The sequence below is a fragment of the Streptomyces sp. H51 genome, assembly GCF_035656535.1.
Taxonomy (GTDB): domain Bacteria; phylum Actinomycetota; class Actinomycetes; order Streptomycetales; family Streptomycetaceae; genus Streptomyces.
On record NZ_JAYMHD010000058.1, the window covers coordinates 59,295 to 72,650 of the forward strand.

At 73.1% G+C, this 13,356-nt stretch carries 12 protein-coding genes and 1 pseudogene; 2 read left to right on the forward strand and 11 right to left on the reverse strand.

Going from position 1 to position 13,356, the window contains the following annotated elements; genetic code table 11:
• The first annotated feature begins 41 nt into the window (after window positions 1–41).
• The gene (locus VKA29_RS19895) at window positions 42–611 is read left to right on the forward strand and encodes an XRE family transcriptional regulator (protein ID WP_324787218.1); all 570 of its coding nucleotides are present in this window, start codon (window positions 42–44) and stop codon (window positions 609–611) included.
• A 106-nt stretch (window positions 612–717) separates the two neighbouring features.
• Here the strand turns inward: VKA29_RS19895 and fabG are convergent, their stop codons facing one another.
• From fabG to VKA29_RS19940, 9 genes are all read right to left on the reverse strand, one after another.
• Window positions 718–1,437: a 3-oxoacyl-[acyl-carrier-protein] reductase gene (fabG, locus tag VKA29_RS19900; RefSeq protein WP_324787219.1), complete on the reverse strand. Its 720-nt coding sequence runs from the start codon at window positions 1,435–1,437 to the stop codon at window positions 718–720.
• A 53-nt stretch (window positions 1,438–1,490) separates the two neighbouring features.
• Window positions 1,491–2,573, reverse strand: coding sequence for a branched-chain amino acid aminotransferase (locus tag VKA29_RS19905; RefSeq protein WP_324787220.1), 1,083 nt, complete (start codon window positions 2,571–2,573; stop codon window positions 1,491–1,493).
• Between the two features lie 97 nt (window positions 2,574–2,670).
• Window positions 2,671–4,266 (reverse strand): acyl-CoA carboxylase subunit beta, encoded by a 1,596-nt coding sequence (locus VKA29_RS19910; RefSeq protein ID WP_324787221.1) that lies wholly within the window; start codon window positions 4,264–4,266, stop codon window positions 2,671–2,673.
• 98 nt (window positions 4,267–4,364) lie between these two features.
• Entirely contained in the window at window positions 4,365–5,243 is an 879-nt protein-coding gene (locus tag VKA29_RS19915) for a fumarylacetoacetate hydrolase family protein (protein ID WP_324787222.1), read from the reverse strand.
• Between the two features lies 1 nt (window position 5,244).
• Window positions 5,245–5,667, reverse strand: coding sequence for a thioesterase family protein (locus VKA29_RS19920; protein WP_324787223.1), 423 nt, complete (start codon window positions 5,665–5,667; stop codon window positions 5,245–5,247).
• 5 nt (window positions 5,668–5,672) lie between these two features.
• Entirely contained in the window at window positions 5,673–7,514 is a 1,842-nt protein-coding gene (locus tag VKA29_RS19925; protein WP_324787224.1) for an acyl-CoA dehydrogenase, read from the reverse strand.
• A 61-nt stretch (window positions 7,515–7,575) separates the two neighbouring features.
• The gene (locus VKA29_RS19930) at window positions 7,576–8,799 is read right to left on the reverse strand and encodes a beta-ketoacyl-ACP synthase II (RefSeq protein ID WP_324787225.1); all 1,224 of its coding nucleotides are present in this window, start codon (window positions 8,797–8,799) and stop codon (window positions 7,576–7,578) included.
• Window positions 8,796–9,038: an acyl carrier protein gene (locus VKA29_RS19935; protein WP_324787226.1), complete on the reverse strand. Its 243-nt coding sequence runs from the start codon at window positions 9,036–9,038 to the stop codon at window positions 8,796–8,798. The genes VKA29_RS19930 and VKA29_RS19935 overlap by 4 nt, the downstream gene beginning before the upstream one ends.
• Before the next feature lie 185 nt (window positions 9,039–9,223).
• The gene (locus VKA29_RS19940; protein WP_324787227.1) at window positions 9,224–10,243 is read right to left on the reverse strand and encodes a beta-ketoacyl-ACP synthase III; all 1,020 of its coding nucleotides are present in this window, start codon (window positions 10,241–10,243) and stop codon (window positions 9,224–9,226) included.
• A gap of 167 nt (window positions 10,244–10,410) precedes the next feature.
• Between VKA29_RS19940 and VKA29_RS19945 the strand changes: the two genes are divergently transcribed.
• Window positions 10,411–11,784, forward strand: coding sequence for an FAD-binding oxidoreductase (locus tag VKA29_RS19945; RefSeq protein WP_324787228.1), 1,374 nt, complete (start codon window positions 10,411–10,413; stop codon window positions 11,782–11,784).
• An 8-nt stretch (window positions 11,785–11,792) separates the two neighbouring features.
• On the opposite strand, the pseudogene VKA29_RS19950 reads toward VKA29_RS19945, so the two are convergent.
• Window positions 11,793–12,236: pseudogene (locus VKA29_RS19950) on the reverse strand (transposase); the annotation flags it as partial.
• A gap of 377 nt (window positions 12,237–12,613) precedes the next feature.
• Window positions 12,614–13,312, reverse strand: coding sequence for a ribonuclease H (locus VKA29_RS19955; RefSeq protein ID WP_324787229.1), 699 nt, complete (start codon window positions 13,310–13,312; stop codon window positions 12,614–12,616).
• Between the last annotated feature and the right edge of the window lie 44 nt (window positions 13,313–13,356).

The window sequence follows — 13,356 nt, forward strand, 5'->3', positions numbered from 1 at the left end:
CTGTTCGTCAAGGCGAACGACTGGCCACTGGAGCGAACGCCATGCCCGACGCCGATCCCGCGCTCAAGCCCCCGCTCGACGTGATCGCAGCATCGCTGCGCGCGGAACGCTCCCGGACGCGGCTCTCGCTGACGGAGGTGGCCCGCCGGGCCGGAATCGCCAAGTCCACCCTGTCCCAGCTCGAGTCCGGCACCGGAAACCCCAGCCTGGAGACGCTGTGGGCACTCTGCGTGGTGCTGGAGATCCCCTTCTCCCGGCTCCTGGCCGTGCCCCGCCCGCACGTGCAGGTGATCCGCGCCGGGGAGGGGCCGGCCGTGGGAGCCGCCGAGAGCCACTACCGGGCCACCCTCCTCGCCTCCTGCCCGCCCGGGGCCCGGCGCGACGTCTACAGCATCGATGCCGAGCCCGGCCCGCAGCGCTCCTCCGCCCCGCACCTGCCCGGCGTGGTGGAGCACGTCGTGATCAGCGCCGGCCGGGCCCTGGTGGGGACCGCCGAGGAGCCGGTGGAACTGCACCCGGGCGACTACATCTGCTACCCGGCCGACGTTCACCACGTCTTCCAGGCACTGGAGCCCGCCACCCGCGCCGTGCTCGTCTCGGAGCACCGCTGAGCGCCGGCCCCGCACGCACCCGGCGCGCCCCCGCTGGGACCGCCCGGCCGAGGCGTACGAGACGCCGGGCCCGGACGCACCCGGCGCGCCCGGTTCCGGCGCCGCCTCAGTGCCCCATGCCCAGCCCGCCGTCCACCGGCAGGACGGCTCCGGTGATGTAGGCGGCGTCCTCGGACGCGAGGAACCGCACCGCCGCCGCCACCTCGTCCGCCTGCGCGCCGCGCCCCAGCGGCACCTTGCCCAGCATGGCCGAGCGCTGCCGGTCGTGGAGCTCGGCGGTCATGTCCGTCTCGACGAATCCCGGCGCCACCACGTTGCAGGTGATCCCCCGCGGACCGAGCTCGCGGGCCACGGACCTGGCGAAGCCGACCAGGCCCGCCTTCGAGGCGGCGTAGTTGGCCTGTCCGGCCGCGCCGAGCAGGCCGACCGCCGAGGAGATCACCACGATCCGCCCCCACCGCGCGTCGACCATCTCCTCGACGGCCCGCTTGACCACCCGGAAGACCCCCGTCAGGTTCGTGTCCAGCACGTCCGTGAAGTCCTTCTCCGCCATCCGCAGCACCAGCCGGTCGCGGGTGATGCCGGCGTTCGCCACCAGCACCTCCACCGGGCCGTGCGCCGCTTCCACCTCCTTGTACGCCCGCTCCACCTGCTCGGCGTCGGTGACGTCGCATCTGACGGCCAGACAGCCGAGGCGGGCCGCCGTCCGGGGCGGCTCGCCCGACCGGAGGGTCAGCGCGACCCTGTCACCCGCCTGCGCGAAGGCGCCGGCGACGGCCAGGCCGATCCCCCGGTTGCCTCCCGTCACGAGGACCGAACGACTCATGATGTGCCCACACCCCTCACTGTGTGACCCGGACCGGACGGCCCGTCCGTCCGTCAGGCGATCTTGTGGACCCAGTTGAACGGGTCCGGCCTGGTTCCGGCCTGAATCCCCGTCAGCTCGTCGCGCAGCCGCGCGGTGACCGGACCGGGCTGCCCGCCCCCGATCGTCCAGTCGCCGTCCGCGCTCCTGACGAACCCCACCGGCGTGATCATCGATGAGGTGCCGCAGGAGAACACCTCGGTCAGCGCGCCCGACTCCGCGTCGGCCCGCCACTGCTCCACGCTGATCCGCCCCTCCTCGGCCTGGAAGCCGAGTTCGGCCGCCAGCGCCAGCACCGAGTCCCGGGTGACGCCCGCCAGCAGCGTCCCCGACAGCTCCGGCGTGACCAGCCGGGTGCCGTGGACGAAGAACAGGTTGCTGGTGCCCATCTCGTCCACCCAGCGGCGTTCCACCGCGTCCAGCCACACCACCTGGTCGCAGCCCTTCTCCCGGGCCTGCTCCTGGGCCACCAGCGTGCCCGCGTAGTTGCCGCCGCACTTGGCCTCGCCGGTGCCCCCGGGAGCCGCCCGGGTGTAGTCCCGCGACAGCCACACCGTCAGCGGCTTCGCGTCGGCCCGGAAGTAGGACGCCGCGGGCGAGGCGATCACCATGAACCGGAAGGCGGCGGACGGCCCGTAGAAACCGATCGTGTGCTGCGTGGCGATCATGAAAGGACGCAGGTAGAGGCTGTGCCCGGGCTGATCGGGGACCCAGTCCCGGTCGGCGCCGACCAGCAGCTCCAGCGCCTCCACGAACGTCTCCTCGGGCAGTTGCGGCATCGCCATCCGCGCGCAGGAGCGGTTGAACCGGGCCGCGTTGGCGTACGGACGGAAGGTCACCACCGTGCCGTCGGGGCGCCGGTAGGCCTTCATGCCCTCGAACACCTCCTGGCCGTAGTGGAAGACCTGGGCCGACGGATCCAGCGTCAGCGGCCCGTACGGATGCAGCCGGGCGTCGTGCCAGCCGCGCTCCCGGTCCCAGTCGATGCTGATCATGTGGTCGGTGAACACCTCACCGAAGGCGGGCGCCTCCAGCAGCGCCGCCCGCCGCGCGGCGGGCAGGCGGACGGCCGGTTCGGTGGTGAACGCAAGGGTCATGGATACGCTCCGGAACAGAGGGCTGGGTGGGCTTGCGGGTCACAGGGGGTTGTCGGCGTGCTTGCGGGTCACAGGGGGTTGTTGGCGTGCTTGCGGGTCACAGGGGGTTGTTGGCGTGCTTGCGCGAGGGCTGCTCGGCGTGCTTGGTCCGCAGCGCCCGGAAGGCGCGGATCAGCACCGCCCGGGTCTCGGCGGGGTCGATCACGTCGTCGACGAGGCCGCGCTCGGCCGCGTAGTACGGGTGCATCAGCTCCGACCGGTACTCCTTGACCTTGCGGGTCCGTTCGGCCTCCGGGTCGGCGGCCTCCGCGATCTGCCTGCGGAAGATGACGTTCGAGGCGCCTTCCGCGCCCATCACCGCGATCTCGTTGGTCGGCCAGGCGTAGGACAGGTCGGTGCCGATCGAGCGGGAGTCCATCACGATGTACGCCCCGCCGTACGCCTTGCGCAGGATGAGCTGGACGCGCGGCACGGTGGCCTCGCAGTAGGCGTACAGCAGTTTCGCTCCGTGCCGGATCACCCCGCCGTGTTCCTGGTCCACTCCCGGGAGGAACCCCGGCACGTCCACCAGCGACAGCAGGGGGATGTTGAACGCGTCGCACATCCGCACGAAGCGGGCGGCCTTCTCGCTGGCCTTGATGTCCAGCACGCCGGCCAGGGCGATCGGCTGATTGGCCACGATGCCGATCACCTCGCCGCCGAGCCGGGCCAGCCCGCACAGCACGTTGGGCGCCCACCACTCGTGGACCTCCAGGAAGTCGGCGTGGTCGACGATCTCCTCGATCACCCGCCGCATGTCGTACGGCAGCCTGCCCTCGGCCGGAACCAGGCCGAGCAGCGCCTCGCCGCACCGGTCGGCCGGGTCGGTGCAGGGCACGGCGGGCGGGGGCTGCTGGTTGTTGGACGGCAGCAGGGACAGCAGGTACCGCACCTCGCTCAGGCAGGTCCGCTCGTCCTCGTACACGAAGTGCGCCACTCCCGACTGCCTCGCGTGTGCGTCGGCCCCGCCGAGCCGCTCCTGGGTGACATCCTCTCCGGTGACCGCCTTCACCACGTCCGGTCCGGTGACGAACATCTGCGAGATGCCGCGCACCATGAACACGAAGTCGGTCAGCGCCGGAGAGTACGCCGCCCCGCCCGCGCACGGCCCGAGAACCACCGAGATCTGCGGGATCACCCCCGAGGCCCGCACATGGCGCCGGAAGATCCCGCCGTAGCCGGCGAGGGCGGAGACACCCTCCTGGATACGGGCGCCGGCTCCGTCGTTGAGCGACACCAGCGGCGCACCGGCCGCGACGGCCATGTCCATGATCTTGTGGATCTTCTCGGCGTGGGCCTCGCCGAGCGCCCCGCCGAAGATGCGGAAGTCGTGCGCGTAGACGAACACGGTACGGCCCTCGACCGTGCCCCAGCCGGTGATCACACCGTCCGTGTACGGTCGGCGCTCCTCGATCCCGAAGCCCACCGCCCGGTGCCGGCGCAACTGCTCCACCTCGGCGAACGATCCCTCGTCCAGGAGCAGTTCGATGCGCTCACGGGCGGTGAGCTTGCCCTTGGCGTGCTGCGCCCGGGTCGCGCGGTCGCCCGGCCCGCAGCAGGCCAGCTCCTTGTTCGCGCGCAGCTCCGCCACCAGCGCCCTGGTGTCGGCGGACAGGCACGGAGCCTGGCCGGTGTGTTCCTCCTGGACGGTCATCTGCTCCCGCTCTCCTTCCCGGGCCGGTACGACAGCCGCCGCCGCTGTGGCCGCGGGGGAAGACGGCCGCGACGGCGTGTGCGGGCGCGCCGGGCCGCTCACCGCCGGCTCTCCGCCGGGACCGCCGCGCGGCAGCGCTGCCGGTGCGCGCCCAGCCCGGCCACCTCCGCCTCCACCACGTCACCGGGCCGCAGGAACGGCTGGTCGGGGCGGCCGAGCGCGACCCCGCCGGGCGTCCCGGTCAGCACCACGTCACCGGGGTGCAGCACCATGAACTGGCTCAGGTACCACACCAGACGGTCCACCCCGAAGACCATGTCGGCGGTGGACCCGTCCTGCATCAGCCGCCCGTTGACCCGGCAGGTCAGCCGCAGCCGCTGCGGGTCGCCGGCCTCGTCCGGGGTGACCAGGAACGGGCCGAGCGGGCTGAAGGACTCGAACGACTTGCCCTTCACCCACTGCCCGCCGCGCTCCAGCAGCCAACTCCGCTCGGACACGTCGTCGGCCGTGGCGAACCCCGCGATGTGCGCCCGCGCGGCGGCGCGGTCCGGCAGGTACTGGGCACGCCGCCCGATCACCACCGCCAGTTCGACCTCCCAGTCGGTCTTCTCCCCGCCCGGCGGTATCAGCAGGTCGTCGTGCGGCCCGACCAGGGTGGAGGGCGCCTTGCTGGAGACGACCGGCTCCGTGGGCAGCGCCATGCCCGCCTCGGCGGCGTGCGCACGGTAGTTGAGCCCGATCGACAGCAGGTGCCCGCCCGGACGGACGGGCGGCCCGATCCGCTCGGCCGCCGGGTCGACCGCGGGCAGCCCGGCGGCCTCCCGGGTCAGCCGCGCCGCCAGCTCCCGCAGCGCGTCCGGGTCCAGGGCCGTGCCCGTCCAGTCCGGCACCCACGCCGACACGTCGCGTACCACACCGCCGGGTCCGACAGCGCACGGCCGCTCCCCGCCCGGCGGACCGATCCGCAGCAGCCGCATGTCAGCGCGCCCCCAGGGCGGCTTCGACGTACTTCTCGAAGAAGCGGGTCTCCTCGTCGGTCAGCCTGCGGGGCCGGCCGGTGCCGTAGTCGAACGGCGCCATCACGGTCGAGGCCGTGGCGTACACGGTGTCGTCGTCCTTCACCACGTAGTCGACGGCGACCGTCGCCGACTGCAGGTCGGAGACCCACATCTCGATCTCGACCGGCGCGTGCCGGTGCACCAGTTGCCGCCGGTAACGGATCCGGTGCTCCACCACCACCGAGCCGTCCCGGAAGAACGCGTCGCCCTCGGTCGGCGCCATCCGGAAGATGAAGTCGACCCGGGCCTCCTCCAGGTAGCGCAGGTAGGCGACGTTGTTGACGATCCCGTAGACGTCCATGTCGGCCCAGCGGATCGGGCAGAGGTAACTGTGCCGCGCCATCGCGTTCAGCCCCCTTCGGCCGGCCGGGCGGCGGCGGGCCCGAACGCGCCGGTCCGCTGCTGGAAGGCGGTCACGTAGTCGGCCGCGGCGATCGGCGCCCGCAGCAGTTCCGGGGACAGGTTGAAACCGTCGATCAGCGTGTCGGCGTACGGCGCGATCCGCGCGCACAGCGCGTCCGCCTCCTGCGGCAGCCGCTCCACCTGATCGGCCGTCAGCGTGCCGCGCGCCAGGAACCAGCCCGCCTCCCGCCGGATCTCGGTGAGCCCGTACAGCGCGGCCAGCAGCCCGAGCGCCGTGCGCGCCGTCCCGTCCCGCGCCGTGTCCACCGCGGCCGTCAGGCACTCCAGCGCGGTACGCACTCCGCGGGCCCGGGCCATCTCCAGGCCGCCGTTGACGGTGTCGTTCCACGCCTCGAAGTACGTCCGGTCCCGGGAGTCGTCCGCCATGGCGGCCCGGGCCGCCCGCAGCAGCTCCCGCTCCCGGTGGCGCAGCGCCGCCAGCAGGAATTCCGGGTCCCCGAGGCTGCGGCCCCGCGGATCGGGGGCCGCGGCCGGCTCCTCCGAGTCGTCGCCCGCCGCGATGATCTGCCCGGCCGTGGTCGCCAGCAGCACCTGGTTGTCGCCCTCCGCGGTGACCAGGCCCTGCAGCAGCGAACCGTAGTCGGCGATCCGGTTGACGCTGAAGATGCCCTGGGCCCCGCAGCGCTCCCGGCAGACGGCGATGACCTCGGTCATCTCCCACGTGGACAGCGCCTTGGTGATCGAGACCAGATGGTTCAGCTCGGCGGGCGCCCCGTCCCGCGGCGCCGCCGTGAACTCCCGCTTGGCGTGGTTGAGCAGCAGGGTCATCGCGTACGTCCTGGCCAGCGCGGTGAACAGGGCGAGCTGGTGGCTGCGGTACTCGATGACCGGCAGGTCGTTGCGGCCCGGCGCGTTCGTGAGCCGCCGCGCCGCGTACCGCAGGGCGATGTACACGGCGGCGCGGCCCGCGCCGGTCGCCGCGCTGGAGACGCACAGCCGCCCCGGCAGGATCCGGTTCATGGCGCGCAGGAACCGCTTGCGCCGGTTGCCGGGGGCCGGGCGGAAGACGCCCTTCTCGTCGAACCGGCCCATGTCGCCGTGCAGCAGGTTGCGGCGCGGGACGCGCACGTGGTCGAACCAGGTCAGGCCGTTGTCGAGGCCCTGGACGGGCTTCTCGGGGCACGGTGCCGCGTGCACGCCCTCGCACAGCCCCGCTCCGTCGCTGATGCGCACCAGGAACGGGAACACGCCGTGGTCGGTGCCGTCCGCCTTCAGCCGGGCCATCACCACGGCGAGCTTGGGGATGTCCTGGAACCCGCTGTACGACATGTACTTCTGGGCGAGCGCGTCGGGGGTGTTGAGCACGAACGTCTCGGTCGCGGCGTCGTACACGGCTTCGGTGCGCAGGGCGGCGACGTTGTTGCCGTAGCCCAGTTCGGTCGCCATGTACGGGCTGAACGAGTCGAGGCGGTCCAGTTCGTCGAACAGGTCCTTCAGGTCGTCCCGCGCGCCGTGCTCGACGACCGTGCCGAAGGCCAGGTTGTAGTGCACCATCAGCAGCGAGAACACCGAGACGTCCAGGAGCGAGGGCCACTCGGCCAGGGCGAACAGCCGCCACGGGTCCGCGAGGATCTCGCGGGGGCGCTCCAGCGCGGCGTGCACGGCCCTCGACCGCTCGTAGGCCAGCTTGCCGGCCTCGGTCATGGTCAGCCCCTGGCGGGGATCGAACACGGGGTCCAGCAGCAGTTCGTGGAGGTCCTGGTGGGTCTGCTCGTACCTGCCGTCGAACAGGAGCCGGGACAGGTCGGCGCGGGCCGACGAGGTCATCTGTGAATCCTTTCCTGCGGGGCGGTTCGTGGAGTCCGGCGCGGGCGGCGGGCGGCTGCGGTCAGGCGGACGCGATCAGCAGCGCGGCGTTCTGGCCGCCGAACCCGAAGGAGTTGCTCAGGGCCACGTCCACCCGCCCGCTGCGTGCCGTTCCGTGCACGACGTCCACCTCGATCCTGGGATCGACCTCGGTGGTGCTCGCCGTCGGCGGGACGACACCGTGGTGCACGGTGAGCGCCGCGAACGCGGCCTCGATGGACCCGGCCGCGCCCAGCGGGTGACCGGTGACTCCCTTGGTGGAACTGACCTGTGGATGCGCGCCGACGACCCGGCGGATCACTCCGGCCTCGACGACGTCGTTGAGCGGGGTGGAGGTTCCGTGGGCGTTGACGTAGTCCACGTCCCGGCCGGTGAGACCGGCGTCCTGGAGGGCCGCGCGGACCGCTAGTTCGGCGCCCCGGCCCTCCGGGTGCGGCGAGGTCACGTGGTGCGCGTCCGCGGAGGCGCCGTAGCCGATCACCCGGGCCAGCGGCCGTACGCCGCGGGCCCGCGCGTGCTCCTCGGACTCCAGGACGACCACGCCGGCGCCCTCACCGAGCACGAACCCGTCGCGGCTCGCGTCGAACGGGCGGGAGGCGGTCCGCGGGTCGTCCAGCCGTCGTGACAGCGCCCGCATCCTGGCGAACGAGGACACGTACAGCGGAGTGACCGGCGCCTCGGCGCCGCCGGCCACGACGATGTCCGCCAGTCCCGACCGGATCAGCTCCCGGCCGAGGCCGATCGCGCTGGCCCCGGCGGCGCACGCGGTGCACGGCGCCATGCAGGGCCCGTTGGCGCCGATGTCGATCGCCACCTGGCCCGCCGCCATGTTCAGCAGACCCATCGGCAGTGTCATCGAGGAGACCTCCGACGGGCCCTCCTCGATCAGGACGCGGTGCTGCTCCTCCAGGGTGGCGGTGCCGCCGGCACCCGAGCCGAGGATGACGGCCACCCGCGCGCTGTCCGCCCAGGCACCGGGCCGCAGCCCGGCGTGGTCCAGGGCTTCCCGCGTCGCGGCGACGGCGAACTGGGCGTAACGGTCCCACTGCCACGCTCCCCGCAGACCGAGTGCGGCCGGGTCGAAGCCGGGCACCCGGCACGCCATGGTCACCGGCAGGCCGTCCAGCTCGGCGTGGTGGGCGGCCGTGGGGCTGCCCTCCGTCACGCGGTGCCAGTTCTCCTTGGTCCCGATACCGGCGGGCGTGACCAGCCCGATCCCGGTGATGGCGGCGGCGAAGCCGGTCATCGGACGGTGGCGGTCTTCTGCTCGACCGCGGCGACGACGTCGGCGACGACGGCCATCTCGGACAGCTCCTCATCGGGGATCGCCACGCCCAGCCGCTTCTTCAGGGCGGTGGCCAGCTCTATCTGCGACAGCGAGTCCAGCCCGAGGTCGTCGAAGGTGGCCTCGGGCACCACCGTCTCGGGGTCGAGGCCGAAGCGGGCGACGATGACCTCGACGACGGATTCGTATGCGGAGCTCATGGGGTTCCTCCTGTGCGTGGGAAGGGGAAAGGCGACGGAAGTACGGGAACGACGGAAGTACGGGAACGACGGCACGGCGCGGCACCGGAGAACGGCGGCACTCCGCCGACGGTGCGGCCGGGCGCGAACCCGGCGGTGCGGCCGGGCGGTGACTCGGTGGTGGGCCCGGCGGTGCGGGATGCCCGTCAGCCGACGGGTTCGGCCTTGATGTCGGGCCAGGTCAGGGTGGCCGAGCCCCAGGACAGGCCGGCGCCGAACGCGGACAGCAGGACGCGCTGCCCGGCGCGCAGGTCGCCGCGGGCGGCGTAGTCGTTCAGCAGCAGCGGCACCGACGCGGCCAGCGTGTTGCCGACCTGGTCGATGTTGACCGCGACCCGCTCGTCGGGCACGCCCATTTCCTCCGCGACCGCCTGCACGATGCGGATGTTGGCCTGGTGACCGGCGAACCAGTCGACGTCCGCCACCGCCCAGGCGGCGCGTTTGAGGGCGGTCCGCGCCGACTGCGTCATCCGCTCGACGGCCTGCGTGTAGAGCGGACGGCCCTGCATCCGCAGGTACCAGTCGTCGGTCGGCACCGTGCCGTGCCCGAGCCCGCCTTCGGCGGAACGCTGCCGCGCGCCGCCGGCCGGGATGGCGAGCAGGTCGGCGAGCGCCCCGTCGCTGCCCAGGTCGAACGCCCCCAGCGCGCCGGGCTCGTCCGCCTCGCCGCGGCGCAGCACCACCGCGCCGGCTCCGTCGCCGAAGATCGGCGCGGTGGTCCGGTCCCGCTGGTTCACGAGCGTGGTGAACGCCTCCGCCCCGATGAACAGGACGGTTTCGGCGGTGCCGGACGCGATGAGACCGCCCGCGGTGGCGAGCCCGTACAGGAACCCGCTGCACGCCGAGGTCAGGTCGAACGCCGCGACGGTGTCCAGGCCCAGCCGGGAGGCGACCTCCGGTGCCACCGCCGGGCAGAGCCGCTCGGGCGAGGTGGTCGCCACGACCACGGCGTCCACGGCGCTCACCCCCGCCGAGCGCAGGGCCCGGGTGCCGGCCTCCACGGCCAGGTCCCCCGTCGACAGACCGTCGGCGACCACCCGGCGCTCCCGGATCCCGGTCCTGGTGCGGATCCAGTCGTCGGTGGTGTCCAGTGTGCGCGCGAGGTCGTCGTTCGTGACCGCCTTGGGCGGGAGGAAGCCCCCGATTCCCATGAGTACCGCCGCCATCGAATCACCCTCCTCATGGCCGCTCACACGGCCTGACCTGGACTGGCATCAGGCTTGCCGATGGCCGGACAGGCGGGCAATTGGCCCTTGGTACACCCCCGGCGAGGCGTGTACCAAGGGCCAATTGACCCCCTCCCGCGCCGGTTGCGACTCTCCATGAGGTGACCATGAAACCCACTGCTCTCGCAGCGCTCCTGCCGGCCGGACGGGTGATCGACGACCCGGCACGGCTTGCCGCCTTCGCGCACGACGAGGCCGCCGGCGCGCCCTACGCCCTGCCGGCGGCCGTGGTACAGCCCCGCGACACGGCCGAGGTCGCGGCCGTCGTGGCGTACTGCGCCGAACGCGGCGTGCCCGTGGTGGCCCGCGGCGCGGGAACCGGCCTGTCCGGCGGCGCCAACGCGACCGCCGGCTGCGTGGTGGTCTCCTTCGCCGGGATGAACCGCATCCTGCGCATCGACCCGGACGAGCGCCTCGCCGTGGTGCAGCCCGGTGTCGTGAACGACGATCTCCGGGCGGCCTGCGCCGCCAAGGGCCTGTGGTACCCGCCGGACCCGGCCAGCGCCCCGTGGTCGACCATCGGCGGGAACGTCGCCACCAACGCGGGCGGGGTGTGCTGTGTGAAGTACGGGGTGACCCGGGACTACGTGCTGGGGGTGGAGGCGGTCACCGGCCGTGGCGAGGTGGTCCGGCTGGGCCGCCGGACCGCCAAGAGCTCGGCCGGCTTCGAACTGGCCGGACTGTTGGTGGGTTCGGAGGGCACCTTGGGGCTGGTCACCGAGGTCACCCTCCGGCTGCGCGGCGAGCGTGCCCAGGAGCACGCGGTGGTGGGGTTCTTCGACGATCTGCCGAGCGCGGGCCGGGCCGTCGCCCACGTGGTGGCCTCCGGCGTGGTGCCCAGTGCCCTCGAACTCGTCGACCGCTACTGCCTGCGCGCCGTCGACGAGTGGAAGAACATGGGTCTCACGGACGGCGGCAACGTGCTGCTGCTCGCTCGGTGCGACGCCCCCGGAGCGGCCGGCGCCGAGGAGGCCGACACGGTGCTGGCCTGCTTCGAGGCCGCCGGCGCCGCCTGGAGTGCCCGCTCCGCCGACCCGGCCGAGGCGGACGCCCTGTTCGCCGCCCGCCGCCTGGTGTACCCCGCGCTGGAGCGTCTGGGCATGGTGCTCAGCGAGGACATCTGCGTCCCGCGCACCCTCGTCGCCGACATGCTGGCCCGCATCGAGCGCACCGCCGAGCGGCACGGCGTCCGGATCGCCGGACTCGCCCACGCCGGGGACGGCAATCTGCATCCCATGCTGGTCGTGCCGCGCGGCGACGAGCGTGAGCTGGCCCGGGGCAGGGAGGTGCTGGAAGAGGTCGTCGACCAGGCCCTCGAACTGGGCGGTACGGTGACCGGCGAGCACGGTGTGGGCCTGCTGAAGATGCGCGGTCTGACCAGGGAGCTCGGCCCGGCCGTGCTGGAACTGCACCGGGGCATCAAGCAGGTGTGGGACCCGGCCGGCATCCTCAATCCGGGGAAGGTCTTCACCGATTCCTAAGGGAGATGTCAAGCGGCCGACGTGACGGTGGGTATGGGGCCGTAGCACCGTCCGTCACGAAGAAGGGCCCACAGGACGTTGACCCTGCGGCGCGCGAGTGCCATGACGGCCCGGCTGTGTCGTTTGCCTTCGGCACGCTTGCGATCGTAGAAGCGGCGGGACTCGTTGCAGCAGCGGATGCTGATCAACGCGGAGGTGCAGAAGACGCGTTGAAGACGCCGGCTGTAGCGGGTGGGACGGTGCAGGTTGCCGCTCACCTTCCCGGAGTCACGGGGCACCGGGGAGACACCGGCGAAGGAGGCCAGCCGGTCCGCGCTGGCGAAGGCGCCCATGTCTCCGCCGGTGGCGGCCAGGAACTCTGCGCCCAGCAGGACACCGATGCCGGGCATGCTCGTGATCACCTCCGCGTTGCGGTGGCGGCGAAACCGGCCCTCGATGAGCTTGTCGGTCTCGGCAGACGCCTGAAAGCCACACCCGGCACCCCTGGGTGAGCCAACCCTACGAATGGCTCGCTCATCCCGATCAACAAGGTAGGGACGCCTGAGAACTCCCGCGGCAACGGCCTCCAGCGCCACCGGCGGACGAGCGCGCGGCCCGCGGTGCGGCGTGCGGCCCGGGGTGGGGCTTCTCGCCGGGAGCCCGGTCCTGGCCGGGACGACGGACGGGGCGACGGACGGGACGACGGCCTGGACCGGGCGGCGGGTCCCGGCCGCGGTCGTGGCCGCGGCCGGCCGGCCGACGCCGGCGGTGGATCGTACCGGCGGGCACCACGGGCACCGCGTGCGCGTGCACCGCGTGCACCACGGCACCGCGCGCACCGTCGCGGTACTCAGCCGGCCTCCGCCGTGCGGCATTCCGGGTGGCCCCAGCCCTGGGGGTTCTTGGCGATGGACTCGCCGGCCGCGTAGGAGCGGCCGCACGGGCAGCGGCCGGGGAACTTCGCCTTGATGGTGCGCGACGAGGCACCCCCGCTCCGCTTGGCGGCCGCGGGCCGGCGGCGCGGGGCCTTGGGCTGCGGGGCGCCGGACGAGGGCGGCGGCACGGGCGAGCCGAGCGCGCTGCCCGCCGCCGCCTGCGCGGTCGCCGCCTGGCTCGCGGCGCGGTCCGCGAAGTCGTTGAGCGGATCGCCGTCGACCTGGTGGGCGGGCACGTAACGGAAGTCCACCGAACGGCCGTCGAGCAGTTCGTCGATGCGCACGACCAGGTCCTGGTTGGCGACCGGCTTCCCGGCGGCCGTCTTCCAGCCGTTGCGCTTCCAGCCGGGCAGCCAGGTGGTGACGGCCTTCATCGCGTACTGCGAGTCCATCCGCACCTCGAGCTCGACACCCGGGTCGGTCGCCGCCAGCAGCCGTTCCAGGGCGGTGAGTTCGGCGACGTTGTTGGTGGCCCTGCCCAGCGGGCCCGCCTCCCAGCGCACCGGGGTCCCCCCGTCGTCGGAGACCACCCACGCCCAGCCCGCCGGACCCGGATTTCCCTTCGAAGCCCCGTCGCACGCGGCCACCACACGTTCACGCATGACCTCGATCATGCCACGGCCGCACCCGGCCCTCGACCGGCCCCGGGGCGCCCCGG

Coding starts and splice junctions, on each gene's coding strand:
- VKA29_RS19940 (WP_324787227.1), bottom strand. CDS start 10,243: ATGGCGGCGGTACTCATGGGAATCGGGGGCTTCCTCCCGCCCAAGGCG.
- VKA29_RS19920 (WP_324787223.1), bottom strand. CDS start 5,667: ATGGCGCGGCACAGTTACCTCTGCCCGATCCGCTGGGCCGACATGGAC.
- VKA29_RS19915 (WP_324787222.1), bottom strand. CDS start 5,243: ATGCGGCTGCTGCGGATCGGTCCGCCGGGCGGGGAGCGGCCGTGCGCT.
- VKA29_RS19930 (WP_324787225.1), bottom strand. CDS start 8,799: ATGACCGGCTTCGCCGCCGCCATCACCGGGATCGGGCTGGTCACGCCC.
- fabG (WP_324787219.1), bottom strand. CDS start 1,437: ATGAGTCGTTCGGTCCTCGTGACGGGAGGCAACCGGGGGATCGGCCTG.
- VKA29_RS19935 (WP_324787226.1), bottom strand. CDS start 9,038: ATGAGCTCCGCATACGAATCCGTCGTCGAGGTCATCGTCGCCCGCTTC.
- VKA29_RS19945 (WP_324787228.1), top strand. CDS start 10,411: ATGAAACCCACTGCTCTCGCAGCGCTCCTGCCGGCCGGACGGGTGATC.
- VKA29_RS19955 (WP_324787229.1), bottom strand. CDS start 13,312: ATGATCGAGGTCATGCGTGAACGTGTGGTGGCCGCGTGCGACGGGGCT.
- VKA29_RS19905 (WP_324787220.1), bottom strand. CDS start 2,573: ATGACCCTTGCGTTCACCACCGAACCGGCCGTCCGCCTGCCCGCCGCG.
- VKA29_RS19910 (WP_324787221.1), bottom strand. CDS start 4,266: ATGACCGTCCAGGAGGAACACACCGGCCAGGCTCCGTGCCTGTCCGCC.
- VKA29_RS19895 (WP_324787218.1), top strand. CDS start 42: ATGCCCGACGCCGATCCCGCGCTCAAGCCCCCGCTCGACGTGATCGCA.
- VKA29_RS19925 (WP_324787224.1), bottom strand. CDS start 7,514: ATGACCTCGTCGGCCCGCGCCGACCTGTCCCGGCTCCTGTTCGACGGC.